Source organism: Arsenophonus endosymbiont of Crataerina pallida, from assembly GCF_964020125.1.
Lineage (GTDB): Bacteria > Pseudomonadota > Gammaproteobacteria > Enterobacterales > Enterobacteriaceae > Arsenophonus > Arsenophonus nilaparvatae.
Map to the genome: position 1 here is coordinate 405899 of NZ_OZ026540.1, position 23600 is coordinate 429498.

Annotated in this window: 19 protein-coding genes and 3 pseudogenes; 14 read left to right on the top strand and 8 right to left on the bottom strand. The window is 39.1% G+C overall.

From position 1 onward, the window contains the following. Window positions 1-116 precede the first annotated feature (116 nt). From tamA to AACL31_RS02200, 3 genes and pseudogenes are all read left to right on the top strand, one after another. A pseudogene (gene tamA, locus AACL31_RS02190) lies at window positions 117-1860 on the top strand (autotransporter assembly complex protein TamA). After that, window positions 1857-5630: a translocation/assembly module TamB domain-containing protein gene (locus AACL31_RS02195; RefSeq protein WP_339053720.1), complete on the top strand. Its 3774-nt coding sequence runs from the start codon at window positions 1857-1859 to the stop codon at window positions 5628-5630. Before tamA ends, AACL31_RS02195 begins: the two are co-directional and overlap by 4 nt. Window positions 5631-5632: 2 nt before the next feature. Then, window positions 5633-5983, top strand: coding sequence for a gamma-glutamylcyclotransferase (locus AACL31_RS02200; protein ID WP_310511512.1), 351 nt, complete (start codon window positions 5633-5635; stop codon window positions 5981-5983). 62 nt (window positions 5984-6045) lie between these two features. On the opposite strand, the gene ppa is transcribed toward AACL31_RS02200, so the two are convergent. From ppa to argR, 3 genes are all read right to left on the bottom strand, one after another. Then, the gene (gene ppa / locus AACL31_RS02205; RefSeq protein ID WP_310511511.1) at window positions 6046-6576 is read right to left on the bottom strand and encodes an inorganic diphosphatase; all 531 of its coding nucleotides are present in this window, start codon (window positions 6574-6576) and stop codon (window positions 6046-6048) included. 139 nt (window positions 6577-6715) lie between these two features. Next, complete coding sequence (fbp, locus tag AACL31_RS02210) at window positions 6716-7723, bottom strand: class 1 fructose-bisphosphatase (RefSeq protein ID WP_310511510.1); 1008 nt, start codon at window positions 7721-7723, stop codon at window positions 6716-6718. Window positions 7724-7891: 168 nt separating this feature from the next. Next, the gene (argR, locus tag AACL31_RS02215) at window positions 7892-8362 is read right to left on the bottom strand and encodes a transcriptional regulator ArgR (RefSeq protein WP_032114376.1); all 471 of its coding nucleotides are present in this window, start codon (window positions 8360-8362) and stop codon (window positions 7892-7894) included. Window positions 8363-8763: 401 nt separating this feature from the next. On the opposite strand from argR, the gene mdh reads away from it, so the two are divergent. Next, window positions 8764-9702 (top strand): malate dehydrogenase, encoded by a 939-nt coding sequence (mdh, locus tag AACL31_RS02220; RefSeq protein WP_310511509.1) that lies wholly within the window; start codon window positions 8764-8766, stop codon window positions 9700-9702. A gap of 58 nt (window positions 9703-9760) precedes the next feature. On the opposite strand, the gene AACL31_RS02225 is transcribed toward mdh, so the two are convergent. Both AACL31_RS02225 and AACL31_RS02230 read right to left on the bottom strand, forming a co-directional pair. Beyond that, window positions 9761-10036: a helix-turn-helix domain-containing protein gene (locus AACL31_RS02225; RefSeq protein ID WP_032114572.1), complete on the bottom strand. Its 276-nt coding sequence runs from the start codon at window positions 10034-10036 to the stop codon at window positions 9761-9763. 251 nt (window positions 10037-10287) lie between these two features. Next, window positions 10288-11253, bottom strand: a pseudogene (locus AACL31_RS02230) (IS110 family transposase). 516 nt (window positions 11254-11769) lie between these two features. Between AACL31_RS02230 and AACL31_RS02235 the strand changes: the two are divergent. Continuing rightward, window positions 11770-12162, top strand: coding sequence for a DNA-binding protein (locus AACL31_RS02235; RefSeq protein WP_310511370.1), 393 nt, complete (start codon window positions 11770-11772; stop codon window positions 12160-12162). 21 nt (window positions 12163-12183) lie between these two features. Here the strand turns inward: AACL31_RS02235 and ispB are convergent, their stop codons facing one another. Continuing rightward, complete coding sequence (ispB, locus tag AACL31_RS02240) at window positions 12184-13155, bottom strand: octaprenyl diphosphate synthase (RefSeq protein WP_310511117.1); 972 nt, start codon at window positions 13153-13155, stop codon at window positions 12184-12186. A gap of 278 nt (window positions 13156-13433) precedes the next feature. Between ispB and rplU the strand changes: the two genes are divergently transcribed. The 3 genes from rplU (at window position 13434) to cgtA (ending at window position 15316) form a co-directional block, all read left to right on the top strand. Further along, a complete protein-coding gene (gene rplU / locus AACL31_RS02245) occupies window positions 13434-13742 on the top strand; it encodes a 50S ribosomal protein L21 (RefSeq protein ID WP_026821838.1) in 309 nt (102 codons plus the stop codon). Window positions 13743-13761: 19 nt separating this feature from the next. Beyond that, window positions 13762-14019: a 50S ribosomal protein L27 gene (gene rpmA, locus AACL31_RS02250; RefSeq protein ID WP_310511369.1), complete on the top strand. Its 258-nt coding sequence runs from the start codon at window positions 13762-13764 to the stop codon at window positions 14017-14019. A gap of 133 nt (window positions 14020-14152) precedes the next feature. Further along, entirely contained in the window at window positions 14153-15316 is a 1164-nt protein-coding gene (gene cgtA / locus AACL31_RS02255) for an Obg family GTPase CgtA (RefSeq protein WP_310511368.1), read from the top strand. A gap of 50 nt (window positions 15317-15366) precedes the next feature. Here the strand turns inward: cgtA and dacB are convergent, their stop codons facing one another. Continuing rightward, window positions 15367-16815, bottom strand: a complete 1449-nt coding sequence (gene dacB / locus AACL31_RS02260; protein ID WP_310511367.1) for a serine-type D-Ala-D-Ala carboxypeptidase — start codon at window positions 16813-16815, stop codon at window positions 15367-15369. Window positions 16816-17079: 264 nt separating this feature from the next. On the opposite strand from dacB, the gene greA reads away from it, so the two are divergent. Beyond that, window positions 17080-17556, top strand: coding sequence for a transcription elongation factor GreA (greA, locus tag AACL31_RS02265; protein WP_032114383.1), 477 nt, complete (start codon window positions 17080-17082; stop codon window positions 17554-17556). A gap of 113 nt (window positions 17557-17669) precedes the next feature. Here greA and yhbY read toward each other — a convergent pair. After that, a pseudogene (gene yhbY / locus AACL31_RS02270) lies at window positions 17670-17950 on the bottom strand (ribosome assembly RNA-binding protein YhbY). Between the two features lie 134 nt (window positions 17951-18084). Between yhbY and rlmE the strand changes: the two are divergent. The 5 genes from rlmE (at window position 18085) to secG (ending at window position 23559) form a co-directional block, all read left to right on the top strand. Beyond that, the gene (rlmE, locus tag AACL31_RS02275) at window positions 18085-18714 is read left to right on the top strand and encodes a 23S rRNA (uridine(2552)-2'-O)-methyltransferase RlmE (RefSeq protein WP_310511366.1); all 630 of its coding nucleotides are present in this window, start codon (window positions 18085-18087) and stop codon (window positions 18712-18714) included. 59 nt (window positions 18715-18773) lie between these two features. Then, window positions 18774-20717: an ATP-dependent zinc metalloprotease FtsH gene (ftsH, locus tag AACL31_RS02280; protein ID WP_310511365.1), complete on the top strand. Its 1944-nt coding sequence runs from the start codon at window positions 18774-18776 to the stop codon at window positions 20715-20717. Between the two features lie 84 nt (window positions 20718-20801). Next, window positions 20802-21650 carry a dihydropteroate synthase gene (gene folP / locus AACL31_RS02285; RefSeq protein WP_339053721.1) on the top strand — a complete coding sequence of 283 codons (849 nt, stop codon included), beginning with the start codon at window positions 20802-20804 and terminating at the stop codon, window positions 21648-21650. After that, window positions 21643-22980 (top strand): phosphoglucosamine mutase, encoded by a 1338-nt coding sequence (gene glmM / locus AACL31_RS02290; RefSeq protein WP_032114573.1) that lies wholly within the window; start codon window positions 21643-21645, stop codon window positions 22978-22980. Before folP ends, glmM begins: the two co-directional genes overlap by 8 nt. A 240-nt stretch (window positions 22981-23220) precedes the next feature. Further along, on the top strand, window positions 23221-23559 hold the full coding sequence (gene secG, locus AACL31_RS02295; RefSeq protein WP_310511363.1) for a preprotein translocase subunit SecG: 339 nt from the start codon (window positions 23221-23223) through the stop codon (window positions 23557-23559). The last annotated feature ends 41 nt before the right edge of the window (window positions 23560-23600 follow it).

Sequence of the window (23600 nt, forward strand, 5' to 3'; positions counted from 1 at the left end):
AATGGACAGAGAAAGATTGCATTATTTATTATTAATGTCTTGTATATCTTGTTTAATTTAACCAAAATGAGTGAGTTTTTTATCGTTATAAAGTCTATTTTCCATTAGGAGTTGGCGTGCCAAGATATTCTTTGCTTTGTTTTCTTTGTATGTCGATGGTAGTGTCAGTTGCCAATGGTGCCAATCTTCGTTTAAAAGTTGAAGGATTGACAGGAGAACTTGAAAAAAACGTTCGTATTCAGCTCTCAAATATCACTCAGGATGAAATTGCCCCAGATGGCCGTTTCCAGGTCAGAGTTGATAAAGCAATTCGTTTAGGGTTAAGGCCGTTAGGTTATTGTGAACCCACCATTGAATTTTCTTATCAGGAATTTAAGCTTCCTTCTCGACCCGTTTTGACAGCTAAAGTTGATCCTGGAAAACCTATTCGTGTTGAAAATGTTAGTATAACGTTAAATGGGGAGGCTAAATATGATAAAGATTATGCGGAAATGATAGCTCGCAATACGCCACCAAAAGGAATTATTCTTAATCATGGCGATTATGAAGATTTGAAACAGGGATTTAGTCGGCTAGCGGTGCGTAAAGGTTATTTTGATGCAGAAATGGAGAAAAGTCAGTTAGGGGTCTCATTGGTTCACAGGGCTTCTTACTGGATATTTAATTTCAATAGTGGCGAGCGTTATCGCTTCGGTGCCATCAAATATGAAGGCTCTCAAATTCGCGAAGATTATCTAAATAATATTGTTCCCTTTAAACAGGGAGACTATTATGCCTCTGAACAATTGGCTGAATTCAATCAACGGTTAGTCAATACCGGTTGGTTCAATTCCGCAATTGTGACCCCTGATATTACTAAAGCTCGTGAAAAAGGCACGCATATTCTTGCCAATGGACGCAGTATTAACGCCACGTGCGCGTAATCATGTTGAATTAGGTGGTGGTTATTCGACCGATGTAGGTCCCCGAGTCAAAGCTACTTGGAATAAACCCTGGATTAATTCTAGAGGACAGAGTTTTACTTCCAGCCTTAGTCTTTCGCAACCTGAACAAATTATTGATGCCAGCTATAAAATTCCGCTAAAAAAGAGTCCATTAGAACAATATTATGCCGTTCAAGCGGGCTTTAAACGTACTGATCTAAATGATACTTAATCTGATACCACAACGCTGAATTTATTAAGGAATTGGGATTATTATAAAGGTTGGCAATATGGCGTTAATTTGCGCTGGAGTCTTAGCCATTTTACCCAGGCAAATATAACCAATACTACTATGCTTCTGTATCCTGGAGCCAGCCTTAGCCGGATGCGACAGCGAGGTGGTGCTATGCCCTATTGGGGGGATAGCCAGCGATATACTATTGATATTTCTAATACTACTTGGGGTTCAGATATCGATTTTGTGGTATTACAAGCACAAAATGTTTGGATAAGAACACCCTGGAAAGGGCATCGTTTTGTGGTAAGAGGCCATCTTGGTTGGATAGAAACTAATCGATTTGACAAAGTCCCACCTGATCTGCGTTTTTTTGCTGGTGGTGATCGCAGTATTAGAGGTTATGGTTATCAAAAAATTTCACCCACCAATAGCCAAGGAAAATTAACCGGTGCTTCAAAATTAGCCGTTGGCTCACTGGAATATCAATATAATGTGACAGGTAACTGGTGGGGCGCAATATTTGTTGATGGTGGTGAGGCGGTAAATGATTTTAGTAAAGATGATTTTAAAGTTGGCGCTGGCGTTGGTATTCGCTGGGTTTCACCGGTTGGGCCTATTAAACTGGATATTGCTGCGCCGGTCGGTGATCCTGATTATAGCAAAGTACAATTTTATATTGGGTTAGGTGCTGAGCTATGAAATGGGTAAAACGCATTAGCCTGGTCTTATTGTTTTTGTTACTAATATTATTAACGATGATTGGTTGGATAGTTACCACCCAATCAGGCTTACATTTTGCCCTTAATACAGCAGTGCGTTGGTTGCCAGGATTAGAAATTGCGACCATTTCCGGTGGCTGGAGTGATTTAAATTTGCAGGGAGTTCGTTATCGAACCAAGGGTATTAATGTTGATGTTGATAAGTTTAATCTTTCACTCGAAGTTAACTGTTTAAAACGTTTTCAATTGTGTGTTAATAATATTTCAACTGACGGCGTCGATGTTAAGATTGATAGCAAAGCCTTTGCATCTACCGAAGAGCCGGCCAACTCAACTCCATTGACTAAATTGTCAACGCCCTATCCTATTTTGTTAAATCAGTTAACACTAAAAAATATCAATATTCAGCTCGATAACAGCCAGATTTCGCTGGCTGAATTAACCATGGCGGCTGATTGGCAAGCTAATCTGTTAACAATTAAACCAACGACAATTAATAGATTAGTGGTTAATTTGCCAAAAACTTTAGTGGAAGAAAATAAAGCGACAGCAAAAGCAGTAATAAAAACCAGCGATGAAGTAGCCGATAAATCACCTGCGGAAACATTAAAAGCATTATTTGCTGAGCCTTTATTAGCTAACTTACCTGAAGTCGTTTTACCTATCGATATTAATATCGAGCAGATCCGAGGGGTAAGCTGGCATTTAAGTGGTGATACTAAGGTGGCAATTGATAATTTGACATTAATGGCGAGCGTACAAAATCAGCAGATAGCTATCAAACAATTTGTTGTTGTGATGCCTGAAGGCAAGATCACTATTACCGGTGATGCTAATTTGGCTCAGCAGTGGCCGGTCAATATTGCTGTTCAAGCTGAATCCTATCTTAACGATCTTAAAGGGCAACAAGTTGATTTAAAACTGGAGGGGGCTTTATTACAACAACTTAAATTAATGTTAAGTTTAACGGGTCCCATCAAGGCTAATTTGGTCGCTGAAGCAGCCTTGTCACAGGCAGGATTGCCAATTCAATTAACCTTAGAGAGTCAGCAGCTTAATTGGCCACTACAAGGTGAGCCAGAATATCGTTTAAAAGATCTACGTTTACGTTTAAATGGTATGGTGACAGGTTATGATCTCTCATTCCGAACTGATATTAATGGACGGGATTTGCCACCGACGTTGTTAACGCTTGATGCTAAAGGGAATGAACAACAGTTTCGGTTAACGCGTTTGCGATTGAATGCGTTGCAGGGAAAAACAGAATTAACCGCTATTATCGATTGGAGTAAAGCGATAAGTTGGAATGGGTTATTAACTTTATCCGATATTAATACTGCAAAACAGTGGCCACAATGGCCAGCTAAATTGCAGGGTAAAATCGTCACGACTGGCAGTTTACATGGTGGTAGCTGGCAATTAAAAATTCCTGAAATTACCCTTGATGGTAATGTAAAAGGTCATTTATTACGCACACGCGGACAGATAAGTGGCAATGCCACAGGTCAATGGAACATTCCCGTTTTCAATATCTTACTCGGACGCAACAAATTAGATATTAATGGACATCTGAGTGACAGCTGGCAACTAGATGGGATAATTGATGCGCCAGCTCTCGATGGTGTATTACCTGGTTTAGCCGGAGTAATAAAAGGACAATTAAAATTACGAGGTGATTTAAAGTCACCTCAATTACTGGTTGATATCGCAGCTCATAGCGTTAAATGGCAAGATAACTTAGCTATCGATAAAGCAACTATTCAAGGTGATATCCGTTCTGATAAACAGATCCATGGCCAACTAACCGCTGCTGTTCAGCAGTTGAAACAGGCAGATTTAGTTGTTCATAATTTCACCTTGGATGCTAAAGGTTATGAACAGCAGCATAGTGTTAACATCAATATCGATGGAAAACCCATTTCAGGTCACTTAACCCTGAAAGGCAGTTTTGATCGACAGAAAGCGTTATGGCAAGGTGTGTTAGATAATACGTTATTTAACACCCCGATCGGTGAATGGCAGTTAAGTCGGGCGGTGTCAATTGAGTATGCCAATCAGCAACAGGAAGTCACAGTTTCACCTCATTGTTGGCTAAATACTAAAGGGCACTTTTGTTTGTCTAAAATGGCTAAAATTGGTAAATCCGGTAATGCAGATATTCTGCTACAGCAGTTTGATTTAGCACTACTCAAACCCTTTTTGCCAGCGGAAACTCAGCTAACTGGCAGTTTTGATGGTGATGCGAAAGTGAGTTGGTATGCCGATGGGCATTCGCCGCAGGTGAAAGTAAATTTGTTTGGTAATGGCGTCAAAATTAAACAATTGATTGAAGGATCATTGTTACCCGTTGAATTTCAAACGCTAAGCTTGAATGCAGATATGAGTAATGGTAAGGCAGTATTACAGTGGTTAATACAAATTACCAATAATGGCAAATTTTCAGGCAATATACGGATTGACGATCTGGAACAAAGTCGTAGATTATCGGGTAGTATTAATATTAACGATATTTCATTAGCCTTAATTCGTCCAATTTTAAGTAATGGTGAAAGGTTAGATGGCAATTTGAATGCCGATTTAAGGTTATCTGGCAATATGAAGCAGCCGTTATTAAATGGTAATTTGGCGCTTTCTAATGTAGCAGCAAAAGGACACTGGTTTCCATTTGATATCAATCAGGGGTTCCTCAAACTGGATTTTATGGGAACTCGCTCTCAATTGACAGGACGTATTAATACACCTGAAGGTTATTTGAAGTTAGTTGGAGAAGCGGATTGGCGTAATATTAAAGCCTGGCAAGCGAGAATTTCTGCCACAGGTAACAAATTGCGGATAACATTACCGCCAATGGTTCGTATTGACGTGGAGCCGGATATTGTTTTTGAAGCTACGCCTAATTTATTAAGTCTCAATGGCAATGTAAATATTCCTTGGGCACGTATTACGGTACAAGAATTACCAGAATCAGCAGTTGGCGTTTCATCAGATGAGGTGATGTTAGATGCAAATTTACATCCAATTGAGAAAAAAGGTATATCAATTCCGATATTAACTAATCTACAGATTAAAATTGGAAATGATGTTCGTTTGTATGCATTTAGCTTAAAAGCGCGATTAACAGGAATATTGAAAGTTATCCAAGATAAGCAAGGGCTGGGTTTAAATGGCCAGATTGATATTCCTGAAGGTCGATTTCATGCATATGGGCAAGATCTAATTGTGCGAAAAGGACAAATTTTATTTTCCGGCCCCGTTGATCAGCCATTCTTAAATGTAGAAGCGATCCGCAATCCAGATAGTACCAATGATAATGTGATTGCGGGGGTAAGAGTTACAGGCTTGGCTGATAAGCCAAAAGCAACGATTTTCTCTGAACCAGTTAAATCGCAGGAGGAAGCTCTGTCTTACTTACTGAGAGGTGAAGGGTTAAATAGTAGTGGGGCAGATAGTACTCATATGGCTGCTTTGCTGATTAGTCTGGGAGTTTCCAAGAGCGGAAAATTATTGGGAAGTATTGGTGAAACATTTGGTGTTTCCGACTTAGCATTAGATACTCAGGGCGTTGGTGACCAATCTCAAGTTGTCGTGAGTGGTAAAATAACTAATGATTTGCAAGTTAAATATGGCGTAGGGATATTTAATTCTCTTGCTACATTAACACTACGCTATCGTTTGATGCCAAAATTGTATCTAGAAGCTGTGTCTGGCGTGGACCAGGCACTAGATCTGCTTTATCAGTTTGAGTTTTAATTATGCGTATAATTGTTTATGGTAGTTTAAGGCGTAATCAGGGAAATCATCATTGGATGACTTATGCTCAGCTGTTAGGAGAGTATAGGTTGGAAGGTTATGAGATTTATGACTTAGGTTATTACCCTGCAGTAATGCGTGGTGAAGGGACGATAGAGTGTGAAGTTTATCGTATTACACCATCCATTTTGACTGAACTTGATGAATTAAAAAGGAACTCTCAGGATTATGTAAGAGAATTGATACCTACACCTTATGGTAATGCATGGATTTATCTTTATAAACTTTCGGTAGATGGTTTACGCCGAATTGAAAGTGGTGATTGGCTAAAGCGTGATGGAAAAAGCAAATAAAATTTTCTAACCAGATCCCATTTATCGCTGATAAAGGGGATCTAATTAAAACTCTATAATGGTTATTTTTTAGCTGTGCGTTCAAAAGAAGAAAGAATTTCAGCTTTTGCCGCATCAACATTTTCCCAACCATCCACTTTTACCCATTTGCCTTGTTCTAAATCTTTATAGTGTTCAAAGAAATGTTTAATTTGAGCGCGTAATAATTCAGGTAAATCGTTAATATCTTTAATATGATCATATTCTTTAGTTAATTTAGAATGAGGCACCGCAACCAATTTTGCATCTTCACCCGATTCATCGGTCATTTTTAATACCCCGATTGGGCGACAACGAATTACTGCTCCTGGTTGTAGCGGATAAGGTGTTGGAACTAAAACATCAACGGGATCGCCATCCAGGGAGAGAGTATGATTGATATAACCATAATTACAGGGATAAAACATAGCGGTAGACATAAAACGATCGACAAAGATGGCGCCAGATTTTTTATCTACTTCATATTTTATCGGATCCGCATTCGCGGGAATTTCTATAATAACATAGATATCTTCAGGCAGCTCTTTCCCTGCCGGTACATTATTTAGGCTCATAAAAAATGTCCTTTATTTAAAGCTAAAAATTGAGTAGCGGTTATTATAGCCGTAAACGAAACAAAAACTCATTATCACTATAAAAATAAGCTTAACAATAAAGGCCGGATCGTTTGCCTTTATTGCGTATGATAGGATGTTATTCATTAACTGAAAATTCAAGCATAAAGCTTTCGGCTTTTTCTACCATAGATTTTGTTCCAACAAAGAAAGGTACACGTTGATGTAGTTGTTCTGGGACGATATCTAAAATTCGATTAGTACCATCACTTGCTTTACCTCCTGCCTGTTCGGCTAAAAAGGCGATCGGATTGCATTCATATAGCAAGCGTAATTTACCTTTAGGGTGACTTGCTGTACTTGGATAAATATAAATCCCACCTTTTAGTAAATTTCGGTGAAAATCTGCCACCAAAGAGCCAATATAGCGGGTGGTATAAGGGCGAAGCGTTGCGGGATCTTGTTCCTGGCAATATTTTATATATTTTTTTACCCCTAATGGAAATTTACTATAATTTCCTTCATTGATTGAATACATATTGCCTTGTGGTGGAAACATCACTTTTTCGTGAGATAGACAGAAGACGCCCAGAGAAGGATCATAGGTAAAGGCATGCACACCATAACCGGTTGTGTAAACCAGCATGGTTGAAGAACCATAGACAACGTAGCCGGCAGCGACTTGTTGATGGCCCGGTTGTAAAAAATCTGCTTTAGTAACCGATTGGCCAATTGGTGTAATACGGCGGTAAATAGAGAAAATAGTTCCAACGGAAACATTTACATCGATATTTGATGAACCATCTAATGGATCCATTAGCACAACATATTTGGCATTTTCTGCCCGATCACCAGCAAAAATTACGATTTCGTCTTCTTCTTCGGAGGCAATGCCAGCAACCTCTCCTCGCGCTTTCAAAGCGGCTTTTAATTTTTTATTAGCGTATAGGTCAAGTTTCATTTGAACTTCGCCTTGAGTATTAGAGGCACCACTTGCGCCTAAAATATCCACCAAACCGGCTTTATTAATATCGCGGTGAATGATTTTTGCACCTAATTTAATTGCTGATAATAATGCGGTAAGTTCACCCGTAGCATGAGGAAAATCATGTTGTTTTTCAACGATAAATTCGTCTAATGTTTTCATGACCAAGGTCCTGAGTCTAATTTTATAGAGATTTTGTAAGGAATCGTGTTCCTTGTGTGCGTGCAGTTTAGCCAAATTAGGCCAAGATTAATAGTTGGATTATTTTTACTGATCAAGAGAACGATTCATTTCATATTATCGCGCTGATCAGCGCGATAACTTTGGCTTTTACAACTCTTGTTCAAACAAATTCAAGATGGCTTCATAAAGTTGTTCGGTGGAAAATCCCAAAGTTGGGGTAGAAAAAATGGTATCATCGCCGGCGATACTACCTAAAATTCCTTCTGAAGTTCCTAACGAATCTAATAAACGAGCAATGAGCTGTGCAGCGCCAGGACTAGTACGAATAACCACAATTGATTGATTGTAGTTAACATCTAATACCAAATTTTTTAGCGGGCTAGTTGTTGTGGGAACAACCAGTTCAGCAGGTAGGCAATAAACCATTTCCATTTTAGCATTACGGTTACGCACCGCACCAAACTTTGTCAGCATTCTAGAAATTTTTGACTGGTTTATATTTTCAAAGCCTTGCTCTTGAAGTGCTATAACGATCTCACTTTGGGAGCTAAATTTTTCTTCCTTGAGCAAAGCTTTAAAAGCTTTCACGAGATCTTCTTGTTTAGAAGAAACATACATAAATCACCTTTTTCAAGACGTTAAGTAGAGCGGTATTATGTATAAAGGTGAATTTTTATGCAACAAGCAGTTCTAGCCTGGTGCTATGAAAATAATAAAAATAGCAATAATAAAAATTATTAGTCAGTTATTTGCCTACTTTGTGGAAATTAGCGATAAATTATTGTTTAAAAAATGGCAGTCGTGCCTCTAAATTACGCTGCTACCTAAGCAATATTAAAAAAGTGCCCCTTATCGCATTAGTCGATAAGAATTTTATTTAAAATGAAAGAAAAAATTTACAAGATTTATTTATTAACAAGAATTAATCGTAATTAATAGACTGTGTTATGAATAACGTATGTAATAGGTTGAAAGTTTTTAAGCCATTTTGAAGTGTCATCATATAAAGGAGTATCAGCATGAAATTAGCTATTCTTGGAGCAGCAGGTGGTATCGGCCAAGCACTTGCACTTCTTCTTAAAAACCAGCTTCCATCAGGCTCAGAGCTTTCTCTTTATGATATTGCTCCTGTGACCCCTGGTGTTGCTAAAGATTTAAGCCATATTCCAACAGATGTAAAGGTAATTGGTTTTGCTGGTGAAGATCCGACACCCGCACTTGACGGTGCTGATGTAGTATTAATTTCGGCAGGTGTTGCCAGGAAACCAGGTATGGATCGTTCAGATTTGTTTAATATCAATGCCGGTATCGTTCGTAATCTGATTGAAAAAGTTGCTCAGAGCTGTCCTAAGGCGTTAATTGGTATTATTACTAATCCGGTTAATACTACTGTTCCGATAGCAGCAGAAGTATTAAAAAAGGCCGGCGTGTATGATAGAAATCGATTATTTGGTGTAACAACCTTAGATATTATTCGTTCTAATACTTTTGTTGCTGAATTAAAAGGTAAAAAACCTCAAGAAATCGAAGTGAAGGTTATTGGTGGTCATTCTGGCGTAACGATCCTACCGTTACTCTCTCAAATTGCCAATGTTAGCTTTACCGAGCAGGAAGCTGAGGAGCTAACCAAGCGTATTCAAAATGCCGGCACTGAAGTTGTTGAAGCAAAAGCTGGTGGCGGATCAGCGACACTTTCTATGGGCCAAGCCGCTGCACGTTTTGGTTTATCATTAATTAACGCTTTAAATGGTAAAGAAAATATAATCGATTGTGCATATGTGGAAAGTGATGGTGAATATGCTCGTTTTTTTGCTCAGCCAATACGTTTAGGTAAAAATGGGATTGAAGAAAGATTACCTATTAATATTATGAATAAATTTGAAAAAAATAAATTGGAAAATATGTTAGAGACACTCAATAAAGATATTAAATTAGGCGAAGATTTTATTAATAAATAATATTATTAACTTCATTAAATAATAAACCACAGATATGAGTCTGCGGTTTTTTTATAATTTATTCGTTATTTTTATTAGTAGGCCGACGAATATTTCGTTCTAATAATTCTCCTGTATTGAAATCGTAATAACGGCTTGGCCATATTTCAGAAGGATGAAGGTTTAAAAAGTTCGCAATTATCCATTCTCCTTTTGGCCAGGGCCGAGATAATGCATTGGCTAGTGTTGAAGAGCTTAAACCTGCTTGTCTTGATATAGCTGCTAATGTTGTTCCGCGTTTTCTTAGCGCTGCAATAATATCCGCAGGATGCCAATCAGATTTCTGTGAAATCATTTTTAATCCTTTTTTTATTAAATATATTGCTGTATTAGTGGTATAAATAACAGATAGTTCTGACATGTATTTCGAACTAGAACTTGTTATTAGAAATAAAATAACATTTTTTTTCTTTAATAGTTTCTTATTTTTTTCTTAAAAATCTCTTTTTTGAACTTGATTACAAAAAATAGAGAAATTTTACAGATATTTTAAGAAATATAGTGAGGCTCTCTTCAATTTATTAGCAACTGTCTTGAACGTTAAAATTATGGAGAAACGTGATGGTACGACTCATTCCATTCTTCGTTCTTTCTGAGCATCGCGTTCAGGATAGTCAGCAGCTTGCGCATACAGGCGACCAGCGCCACTTTTTTGGCTTTTCCCGCTGCAAGCAGACGCATGTAAAAGGCTTTTATCACCGGATTAAAGCGAGTTGCTACAAGCGCGGCCATATAAAGTGCTGTTCGGACTCCGTCCCTTCCGCCAAATATGGTTCGCCGACCACGCATGGTACCCGAGTCCCGGTTTATGGGGGCAACGCCTATAAGCGCGCTAATAGCTCGCCTCGAGAGGCTGCCCAGTTCGGGAAGCTCCGCCAACAACGCAGCAACTGTCATGGTACCAACCCCTTTAATGCTGCTCAGCCTAGCGGCCAGATCCTTAAAGTGGTTCCTTATGTGGTTGTTCATATCCTCATCGATTCTGGCAAGTTCATCTTCCAGCGCCTTGATGATGATGATGCTTTTTCTATTCTGTGGATGTGCGGTATACAGCCTATTACGTTCTGCCACCAACATTGTAATCAACTGGCGTCTGCGTACGACCATCGCAGCAAGAACCTGACGTTATGCATTTGGCAGAGTCCGGATAAAGCGCTCTCGCTCCGGATGTCGATTAATAACCTCTGCCATTTGTGCAAGCACTTTGGCATCAATACGGTCAGTTTTTGCCAGATAGCCCATAGCGCGGGCAAAGTCTCGGGATTGTCTGGGATTGATCACAGTGACGTCAAAGCCTTCAGCCTGGAGCGAGCAGGCCACAGTAGCTTCAAGCCCGCCAGTTGCCTCCATCAGAACCAACACCACCGAATGCTTTCTCAATTCGGCGATAATGGCATCAAAACCGTCAGAGTCATTACTGACCGTAAACTGTGCAATATCACAGCTGGCTGCTATGTCCAGCGTTGCTTTAGAAACATCAATACCCACACAAAGTGGATTTGGCTGACTCATGATTACCCATCCTTGCAAATGCGTTATGGAGTACGGACAACTGTTCGGGTTTCAGATGAGTGGCTCAGTGTATGCGCCGGTCGCTAATTAACGGGCTTAAAACCCTAGGAGGAATCGGGCTGCATGCACCTTGCCAAATCTAATCGTAACTATTTTAAACCGTTTTCAAGATACAAGGAGTATAAATAATTAATTCTAGTTATGTTAATTCAGTATAATAGAATGACAAAAATAAAAATCTTTAATTTATATTAATTCCTTAGAATTAATATAAATTAAATAATTTGTCCGATATTAATAGAAAAAAAATTAGTTAATAATGATAGTGAAAAGGAGAACAATATTTGCAAGAGATAAAAAAAGAAATAACCCTACAATTTTATTCAATGCTTTTTCTATGGTTAGAAAATTGGGAGGATTTTAAAAGAAAAAAATAATCTAAAAGGCCACCATTTTTAACAATTAGATTTGCAGAATTAGGTTATGTATTAATACCAAAAGTGATGCGAGAAAATTATGAAAAAAGAATGGTATACCGCGAAAGAACTCGCTGGATTGGTTGGTTTGCCTTCATCACCACAAGGTATCAACCTAATGGCTCGCAGGGAAGGATGGGAGCAACGTCGAAAACGTGGGGTTCAAGGCAAAGCTGTTGAATATCATGTTAGTAGTCTACCTGAAGATGTATTTAATGTATTATCGCTAAATGATAACTCTATTGATTATCGCGACAAAGGAAAACGACAAGATGCTTTTTTAATTTGGGTCGAAGCTTATAAACAATTAACAAAAAAAGAGCGTGAAAAGATTATTAAATTTATTTTACGGGAAGGATTGGAAAAGTTAATTGGTTATATCAATTGTTGTGAAGCGATATTGGTGGAAGAAGATAACTCTGGAACAGGATGAGCTGTTCCAGAGAAGTTTTTATTACGAGGGGCGTTGAACGGAAATGCAAGCCAAGCTGATTAGAGCATCTTTATAAGATGTATCAGGTAAGATATCGAGAGCTTTAATTGCTTTATCAGCTTCCTCTCTAGCTCGGCTGCGGGTATATTCAAGAGAGCCACAGCGTTTCATGGTAATTAATATGATACTGAGTAAATGGCGCCCATTACCTTTTTCTATTGAGTTACGAATAAGTGCAGATTCTTCTGCGCTGCCTTTTTTCATTGCATGAAGTAGAGGTAGTGTTAGTTTTCCTTCATCCAAATCATCGCCAATATTTTTGCCAATAGTGGTACTATCCGCGTCATAATCCAGAAGATCATCAATCAGTTGGAAGGCAGTACCAAGATAACGGCCATAATCTCGTAAGGCTTGCTGTTGGATTTCATTGGCACCTGATACGATCGCTGATGCGTGTGTCGCTGCTTCAAATAGGCGTGCAGTTTTACTATATATTATTTGCATATAGGTACTTTCGGTGATGTCTGGATTATTACAATTGATTAATTGTGAAACCTCACCTTCTGCGATGATATTTGTTGCATCAGACATCAGCTTTAAAACAGGCATAGAATCAAGCTCTGTCATCATTTGAAATGATCGGGTATAAATGAAGTCTCCTACTAATACACTGGCAGCATTACCAAAAACAGCATTTGCTGTTTTTTTACCGCGCCGCAAGGTGGACTCATCAACAACATCATCATGTAGTAGTGTTGCGGTATGAATAAATTCAACCAATGCTGCTACATTAATGTGTTTTTCTCCTTGATATCCTAAAGCCCTTCCAACCAGGATAGCAATCATGGGCCGAATTTTTTTTCCACCACCGCTAATAATATAGTGACCCAGCTGATTAATGAGATGGATATCTGAATTTAATTGATTCAAGATTGCTTTATTAACCGCTTCCATGTCTTTTGCGGTTAGATTTATAATTGATTCTAAATTCATTTTATAAATTCTTTTATCAATTTGGTTTTACCTAAACATAATATTTAGTCAAGTGATTTCGTGCTGTTAATCTGCCGCTAATTGTACTGTAAAATTAATTACAAATGAACGGCTACGGAATAAAAATACACTTCAGAAAGTAGATTTTTTATTATTAGATTGAATTCTAGGCTTGTCTTCTGATGCTTTTTTGCGTAGAATTCGCGCCCTATTGTGAATATTTATAAAATGCACTCTGAAATCAAATATGCTAAGGGAGTGTGTTAAGCGGAGTTTATATGTACGCGGTTTTCCAAAGTGGTGGTAAACAACACCGAGTCAGCGAAGGCCAAACAGTTCGCCTGGAAAAGCTAGACATTGCGACAGGTGAAACTGTTGAGTTCGATCAAGTATTGATGATCGCCGACGGTGATGATATTAAAATCGGTGCTCCTGTCGTTGAAGGCATCAAAGTTAAAGCTGAAGTTATTGCGCATGGTCGCGGTGAGAAAATTAAAATTGTTAAATTTCGTCGCCGTAAACATAGCCGTAAACAACAGGGCCACCGTCAGTGGTTTACTGATGTTAAGATCACTGGTATTGCTTAAGAATTAGGAGAGCAGATTAATGGCACATAAAAAGGCTGGCGGCTCAACGCGTAACGGTCGCGATTCCGAAGCAAAACGCCTAGGTGTAAAACGTTTTGGTGGTGAATCTGTGTTGGCAGGTAGCATTATTGTTCGTCAGCGTGGTACGAAATTCCATGCTGGTAATAATGTTGGTTGTGGTCGCGATCATACCCTATTTGCATTGGCTGACGGAAAAGTTAAATTTGAAATTAAAGGACCAAAAAATCGTAAATATATCAGTATCGAAACTGAATAAGTTTTTTTGATCTTTAAATAGCGTTTAAAAAAGCCCTGCAATTTTGCGGGGCTTTTTATATTACCTTATGTGATACCATCTCTGGGTAAAACTACCATCTAGCGTATAATGTCTAGTATGCGGAGAAAAGATAATGAAATTTGTTGATGAAGCCAAAATATTAGTTACAGCTGGCGATGGTGGCAATGGCTGCGTTAGCTTCCGCCGTGAAAAATATATCCCTAAGGGCGGGCCTGATGGTGGAGATGGTGGAGATGGTGGAGATGTTTATCTGTTGGCTGATGAAAATCTTAATACGTTGATCGATTATCGATTTGAAACAATCTTCCAGGCTGAGCGGGGACAGAATGGTCAAAGTCGTGATTGTACTGGCAAACGTGGTCAAGGTAAGACCATTAAAGTCCCGGTTGGCACGCGAATACGTGATTTTTTAACCAGAGAAATCGTTGGTGATATGACGCGTCACGGGCAACGTTTAATGGTTGCGAAAGGTGGATTTCATGGTTTAGGTAATACCCGATTTAAATCATCAGTCAACCGCGCTCCCCGTCAAAAAACGATGGGAACGAAAGGTGAAACAAGAGAATTGCTACTTGAATTGATGTTATTGGCTGATGTAGGCATGCTAGGTATGCCGAATGCTGGTAAATCGACTTTCATTCGCTCAGTCTCGGCGGCAAAACCCAAAGTTGCTGATTATCCATTTACTACTTTGGTGCCGAGTTTGGGCGTAGTACGCATGGATAGTGAGCAAAGCTTTGTTATTGCTGATATCCCTGGCTTAATTGAGGGAGCGGCAGAAGGAACAGGTCTTGGCATTCGTTTCTTAAAGCATTTGGAACGTTGCACGATACTTCTGCATCTTATTGATATTTGCCCTATTGATGGTTCTGATCCGGCTCAAAATGCCAAAATAATTGATGCGGAACTGGAAAAATATAGTGAGAAATTAGCACAAAAACCGCGGTGGTTAGTTTTTAACAAAGTTGATCTTTTGACCCCCGAAGAGGCTAATGACCGTATAAAAGCCATTGTTGAAGCATTAGGATGGCAAGATAAGTATTATCAGATTTCTGCGGTAAATCAGCTAGGTGTTAAAACACTTTGTTGGGATATTATGACGTTTATCCAAGCCCATCCTCAAAATATATCGGTAGATAGTGCAGGATCCGATAAAGCTGAATTTATGTGGGATGATTATCACAAAGAACAACTACTTGATAATGAAACGGATCTGGATGATGACGATTGGAATGAAGACGATGAACAGGGAATCGACTTCATTTATAAGCGTTAATTAATGCGAATTATTTTTTAGCGGGTATCGAATAGATACCCGTTTTTCTATTAGTAATTACGATAAAGATCTTTATAGAGATGGCTTTCAAAACGGACAAGCGGAATACGGCGACTATTATATTGCGCTGGTGGCAAGCTATAAGCTGAAATAAACTGCACGAAAGCGATACGCTGACCACTTTGCGCGGTAATGAAGCCGACGAGATTATATACTCCCTGCAAAGCACCGGTTTTAGCTGAGACCTTACCATTAACGCCTGCATTGTCTAAGCCTCCACGATAACGTAAAGTGCCATCATGACCAGCTAATGGTAACATGGCAATAAAGTTCAGTTGACTATCATGTTTAGCAATATATTGCAAAATAGACATCATAGCCGTTGGTGTAATTAAATTGTGACGAGATAGTCCTGAACCATCTACCATAATCGTATTGGCTAAGTTAATATTGGCTTTCTGTTTTAAAATCTGGCGGATAGCATCGGAGCCAGAAGACCAAGTACCCGGGACACCATAATATTCACGGCCTATGGTTCTAAAGATCGCATCAGCTATCATATTATCAGATTTTTTTAACATTATTGTCAGCAAATGGTGTAGCGGTTTAGATTTTGTAGTGGCCAGGATATTTCCTGCTATGGTAGGCAAGTGGCGTTGTTTAATGTGCCCGGTAAGCGTGATTTTGGCATCTATCAGGTTAGTTTTTATAATAGCTCCTGCATAGCTTGCGCCGTTTTGAACGGCAAATGCTAATGGTAGCGGTTCAGCGCGTTGAGTTAAGCAACCCGTTAATATATAACGGTTTAGTTCTCCTGGTATAACGTCTAATGCGCAATAACGTGCATCAGTTGAACCTTTTGCTAGCGTAATAACTTGACTGAACATATTAATAGGGTAAAAAAAGGCAGTATGGACATGTGCGATATCGCCAGGTTTCTGACCACTATGTAAAGTGGCTGAAAAACAGTTTTTATCGATAATAGCGGCGCTTGGTGGAGCACTAAAACATTGTGTCATATCATTCCATACCCACCCTGGAGCCTTATCTTGGCCAGCGAAGGCTGATATATCGATGATTAAATCGCCGTCAACTTGTTCAATACCAAGTTGCTTTAATTCAGCTACCATGTTGCGAATTTGTTGGCGTGTTAAGGTTGGATCGCCAGTGAAGCGTACAACCAAATTACCTTTTAAACGATGATCGATAATTTTTCCTTCAGTTTCGAAATGGGTGACAAATTGATAATCGCGACCTAATTGAAGTAATGCAGCTAGTGCGGTAATAATTTTTTGAGTACTTGCAGGTAGTGCCATTTGTTGGCTATGGTAATCGAACAATGGAGTATCACTCCCCACTTTTTGCGCGATAAAAGAGAGATTTGTACCTGCAGGCAGATAATTAATATAGTTTTCAATTGGCGCTGATAGCGCCTGATTGAATATGAAAAGTAGGTTAAATAACCAATATGATCTTCCAATTTTTTTTAAAAAAGCCATAAGTGCTGTATATAAAAGTAGACATAATAGACATACTAAAGTGTAATGCAGAAAAAAGTAAACGGTGACCTAGCATTAAGTGTGCGTTAGAATGGTTAATTAAATGATAGAATAATAAAGTTATAAATTAATAGTTAACAAGGTTTGCCCCCTTTTTTGTTTGCCCAGAATGTTGTTTTGTCAGAAGTGCTAATTTGCTTTAATGACAGAAAAATCAGGAAGATATTTAATTTTTATTTAGGAAAGAATCAGAGGCATTTATTAATGAAACAGATTCCAATGACGGTACGTGGTGCAGACAAGCTGCGTAAAGAGTTAGAATTTTTAAAGAATATTCGCCGTCCTGAAATTATTGCTGCTATTGCAGAAGCACGTGAACATGGTGATTTGAAAGAAAATGCAGAATATCATGCAGCGCGTGAGCAGCAAGGGTTTTGCGAAGGGCGTATCCAAGAAATTGAGGCTAAATTGTCTCATGCGCAAGTTATTGATGTAACAAAAATGAAAAATGAGGGCCGTGTAATATTCGGCGCGACAGTTACCGTATTTAATGTAACGACAAATGAAGATCAGATTTATCGTATTGTGGGTGATGATGAAGCCGACATCAAAGAAAATCTCATTTCTGTTAATTCACCAATAGCTCGAGGCCTGATCGGTAAGACTATGGATGATGTGGCAGTTATCAACACCCCTGGCGGTGAAGTTGAATATGAAATTTTACGAGTGGAATATATTTGATTTTCATTTTATCTTAAAGTGTTATGTTCTTGAGTTAATTCAAAAGTAAAAGAGGCCAAAGCGGCCTTTTTTACCCTGAAGTGGGATGGCATTTTTGTATAAATGTAGAAAACTTATTTAGGTAAAATGATCTTGCGTGCTTCAGAAGGGCGATAGAGTATCAAAATTTTACCAATAATTTGCACATTGATAGCATCGGTTTCTCGAACAATAGCGTTAGCTATCAAATTTTTGCTTTCGCTATCTTGATTTTAATAAGTTCATGATATGACAAAGATTGTTCGATTTCAGCTAAAACACCTTCAGTTAAACCATTGTTACCTATCATTACAACAGGGTTTAGATGATGAGCAAGGCTTTTTAGATATTGTATTTGCTTTTTATTAAGAGTCATTGTTTTTTGCTTTAGTGGGATTGAAAACGGTACATTCTACCGCCATCTTTTAGTTATCACCATAAATTCTATAATTTTGGTATATCGAAAATGGTAGAGATCAGTGTTATTTTATAAGTATAGTTGGAAAAACAATGGCTAATAAAAAGCGTTCAGCAAGCTCTAGTCGTTGGTTGCAGGAACATTTTAGTGATAAATACGTTCTTCAAGCACAAAAAAAGGGGTTTCGCTCGCGTGCATGGTTTAAATTGGATGAGATCCAGCAGAGTGATAAAATATTTAAACCTGGTATGACCGTTGTTGATTTAGGGGCAGCGCCTGGTGGTTGGTCTCAATATGCAGTAAGCAAAGTTGGCCAGACGGGGCGGGTTATTGCATGTGATTTATTACTAATGGATCCCATCGTAGGTGTTGATTTCTTACAAGGAGATTTTCGGGATGAGCAGATATTGAAGGCATTACTTGAACGAGTTGGTGATAAAAAAGTCCAGGTTGTTATGTCTGATATGGCTCCCAATATGAGTGGGACACCTGCGGTCGATATTCCTCGATCCATGTATCTGGTTGAGCTAGCGTTGGATATGTGTCGCGATGTACTGGCTACTGGGGGAAGTTTTATTGTTAAAGTATTTCAGGGAGAAGGCTTTGATGAATATCTGAGGGAAATTCGCTCTCTATTTTTGAAAGTTAAAATTCGTAAACCAGATGCTTCACGGTCACGTTCACGTGAAGTGTACATTGTAGCGACAGGACGCAAAATATAGTACCCTGTACGTTATTTATTTAACATAGTTGTAATGAAGAGGTTCATCCCTTGAGTGACATGGCGAAAAACCTGATTCTCTGGGTAGTCATTGCGGTAGTCCTGATGTCTCTATTCCAGAGTTTTGGTCCTAGCGATTCGAATAGTCGCAGGGTGGATTATTCTACCTTTATGAATGAGTTAACTCAGGATCAGATACGTGAAGTGCGGATTTCTGATCGTGAAATTAGTGTTAAGAAAACGGATAACAGTCGTTATACGACTTATATTCCAGTGAGAGAGGATCCAAGATTGTTGGATACCTTGCTTGAAAGGCGTGTCACCGTCATTGGTGAACCACCTCAAGAGCAAAGTTTCTTAGCGACTATTTTCATTTCCTGGTTCCCAATGCTATTACTAATTGGGGTTTGGATCTTTTTTATGCGTCAGATGCAAGGAGGAGGTGGCAAAGGTGCTATGTCCTTTGGTAAGAGTAAGGCGCGCATGCTGACAGAAGATCAAATTAAAACCACTTTTGCTGATGTTGCCGGTTGTGATGAAGCGAAAGAAGAAGTTGGTGAACTAGTTGAATATTTGCGTGAACCGGGTCGTTTTCAAAAATTAGGTGGTAAGATTCCTAAGGGAATTCTGATGGTAGGGCCACCGGGAACAGGTAAAACTTTATTGGCAAAAGCCATTGCAGGTGAAGCAAAAGTTCCCTTTTTTACTATCTCCGGTTCAGATTTCGTAGAAATGTTCGTTGGTGTTGGTGCTTCTCGAGTTCGTGATATGTTTGAACAAGCAAAGAAAGCCGCGCCTTGTATCATATTTATTGACGAAATCGATGCGGTTGGCCGCCAACGTGGCGCAGGTTTGGGAGGAGGGCACGATGAACGTGAACAAACTCTTAACCAAATGTTGGTAGAGATGGATGGATTTGAAGGTAATGAAGGTATTATTGTTATTGCTGCTACCAATCGTCCCGATGTGTTAGATCCGGCATTATTGCGTCCTGGACGTTTTGATCGGCAGGTTGTTGTGAGTTTACCTGATGTACGTGGTCGTGAGCAGATTTTGAAGGTTCATATGCGCCGTGTACCTTTAGATCCTAGTGTTGATGCTTCAGTATTGGCACGAGGCACACCTGGTTTTTCTGGTGCTGATTTAGCTAATTTAGTTAATGAAGCCGCCCTTTTTGCAGCACGCGGAAATAAGCGTGTTGTCACGATGGTGGAATTCGAAAAGGCAAAAGACAAGATCATGATGGGTGCTGAACGTCGCTCTATGGTGATGACAGAGGAACAAAAAGAATCTACGGCTTATCATGAGGCTGGCCATGCAATTATAGGACGTATTGTTCCAGAACATGATCCTGTTCATAAAGTGACAATTATCCCACGAGGTCGTGCGTTAGGTGTCACATTCTTCTTGCCAGAAGGTGATCAAATTAGTGCCAGTCGGCAAAAGCTAGAAAGTCAAATTTCTACGCTTTATGGCGGCAGATTAGCTGAAGAAATTATTTACGGTTCAGAAAAGGTATCTACTGGCGCGTCAAACGACATTAAAGTAGCAACTAATCTTGCTCGTAATATGGTGACGCAATGGGGTTTTTCTGAGAAATTAGGGCCATTGCTCTATGCCGAAGAAGAAGGTGAGGTTTTCCTGGGCCGCTCGGTTGCTAAAGCTAATCATATGTCAGACGAAACTGCGCGAGCAATTGATGAAGAGATCAAGGCAATTATTGATCGTAATTATAAACGAGCTCGTCAGATTTTGAATGAACACATGGATATTTTGCATGCGATGAAGGATGCATTGATGAAATATGAAACCATTGATGCACCTCAAATTGATGATTTGATGAATCGCCGTCCAGTTAGAGCTCCAGCTGGCTGGGATGATAATGATAGTAATCTTACTACAACATCCTCATCACAAGGAGAGCCAGAAAAGAATATTTCTGCCGCTCAGGGTGAAGATAATGTGCAAGAAAATGATAATGGAAGTAACACAGAGAATCGTTAATGATCATTGATTCTCTATGTGAAATGAATAAATGATTGAAACCCCAGGACAACCTGGGGTTTTGTTTGGTTGAGTAAGGTGATTATGAAAATTACTGCCCGAAAAATAGAGCTTGATCTTAATTGTCCTGTTGTTATGGGAATATTAAATGTTACTCCAGACTCTTTTTCTGATGGTGGTATATACAATCGTTATGACTATGCGCTCAAGCATGTAGCTAGTATGGTTAACCATGGTGCGGCAATTATCGATATTGGTGGTGAATCAACCCGTCCGGGTGCTAGTGAAGTCAGTCTACAGCAAGAACTTGATCGAGTTATCCCAATAATCGAAGCAGTAACTGACCGTTTTGATGTTTGGGTTTCTGTTGATACATCTAAAGCTGTTGTCATGACAGAGGCAGCTAGAGCAGGTGCGCATATTATTAATGATGTTCGGTCGTTACATGAACCGGGTGCATTAGAAGCTGCGGCTGAAACAGGATTACCAATCTGTATTATGCATATGTTAGGTCAACCTAAGACAATGCAACAAACACCCGATTATAAAAATGTGGTTGTAGAAGTAAAACAGTATTTATCAGATGAAATTGAACGCTGTGAAGTGGCTGGCATTGCGAAAAATCGTTTGATTATTGATCCAGGTTTCGGTTTTGGTAAAAACTTGGTGCATAATTATCAATTATTAGCGAAATTGAATAAATTTCATGCTTTCGGAGTGCCACTACTAGTTGGTATGTCACGTAAATCTATGATTGGTGAACTATTAGATGTACCACTAGAGGAACGGCTTATTGGCGGTATCGCATGCGCAGTTATCGCAGCTATGCAGGGAGCACAGATTATTCGTGCTCATGATGTGAAAGAAACTGTACAGGCTATGAAGATTGTTCAAGCAACCCTTTCAGTAAAGGAAACAGATGATTATGAGTAAGCGCAAATATTTTGGCACCGATGGTATTCGTGGCAAAGTAGGAGAAAACCCAATTACCCCTGATTTTGTTTTGAAATTGGGTTGGGCAGCGGGTAAGGTTTTAGCGCGTCATGGTTCTCGTAAAATAATCATAGGTAAAGATACACGCATTTCAGGTTATATGTTGGAGTCATCTTTAGAAGCGGGTCTTGCAGCAGCGGGGTTATCAGCTGCATTTACAGGTCCTATGCCTACACCAGCGATTGCTTATTTAACACGCACATACCGTGCTGAAGCGGGCATTGTTATTTCTGCTTCCCATAATCCCTATTATGATAATGGTATTAAATTTTTTTCGATTGATGGCACTAAATTACCTGATGATGTAGAAGAAGCAATAGAAGCTGAGATGGAAAAACCACTTACTTGTGTTGAGTCTGCCGAATTAGGACGAGCGAGTCGCATTGTTGATGCTGCTGGGCGTTATATAGAGTATTGCAAAGGGACGTTTCCCAGTGACCAAAGTTTAAGTGGATTAAAAATAGTTTTAGATTGTGCTAATGGCGCAACCTATCATATTGCCCCGAATGTTTTAACTGAGCTTGGTGCGGAAGTCATCGCAATCGGCTGTGAACCAAATGGACTGAATATTAATGAGGGCTGTGGCGCGACTGATGTTACGCTATTGCAAAAACGTGTGGTAACAGAAAAAGCGGATATTGGTCTTGCTTTTGATGGTGATGGTGATCGGGTAATAATGGTTGATCATCGTGGTAATAGAATAGATGGTGATCAAATTCTTTATATTATTGCGCGTGATGCACTTCGACAAGGTCAATTGCACGGTGGAGTTGTTGGCACTTTAATGAGTAATATGGGATTAGAATTAGCCCTGCAACAGTTGGATATACCTTTTATCAGGGCAAAAGTTGGCGATCGTTATGTTCTCGAAAAATTACAAGAGCAAGGATGGCGGCTTGGTGCTGAAAATTCAGGCCATATTATTTTGTTAGATAAAACGACAACAGGTGATGGAATTATTGCTGGTTTACAAGTTCTAAGTGCGATGCTCCGTAATAATATGAGCCTTTATGATCTCTGTTGTGAGATTAAATTGATGCCTCAAGTATTAATAAATGTGCGTTTTTCCGGTAGCCATAATCCATTGGCCACAGAAGAAGTTTTAAATGTGGTAAACCAAGTGGAAAAAGAACTAGCAGGTAGAGGACGGGTTTTATTGCGTAAATCAGGTACCGAGCCTTTAATTCGTATCATGGTGGAAGGTGAGAATGAAAAGCAGGTTACCGCAATGGCTAATCGCATTGCTGAAGTTGTCAAGCAAGTGAAATAGGTCAAATATTTTTATAAAAGATCATATGGTTGTATAAGTATTGTGTCATTTTTCGTCAACTGGCTTTGGAGAACAACTTTTGTTGTTTTTTTCTACAAATAGTACGATGAGATAAAAATAATCTTGCTTGTCAGCTAAGGTTTGGTTAGTATTCAAAACCGCTCCTTAAAGTAACGACTTAAGGAGCAAGTTGCAGTAGATAGGTTTTTCCGAACTTTATTGTCAAATAGGTAGTTAGCTATGTACATAACCCTTTTGGTTATCTTTTTATTAGTCTCAATTGCGCTGATTGGTATGGTCATGCTGCAACAAGGGAAAGGTGCTGATATGGGAGCTTCATTCGGTGCAGGTGCTTCTGCAACATTATTTGGTTCATCAGGATCAGGTAATTTTATGACGCGGATGACGGCTATCTTTGCAACATTATTCTTTGTTATCAGTTTAATTTTAGGGAATTTAACTGCTAATAAAAGTGTGACTGGAAGCAAATGGGAAAACATTGGTGAACCTGTTAAAGTTGAGAAACCAGTGGGAGTTCCTACAGCGCCTGTAGCACCAACAAGTGATATCCCTAATTAATTAAGCAACAGTTTGTGTAGTGAGGCGGTTTTATTAAAAAA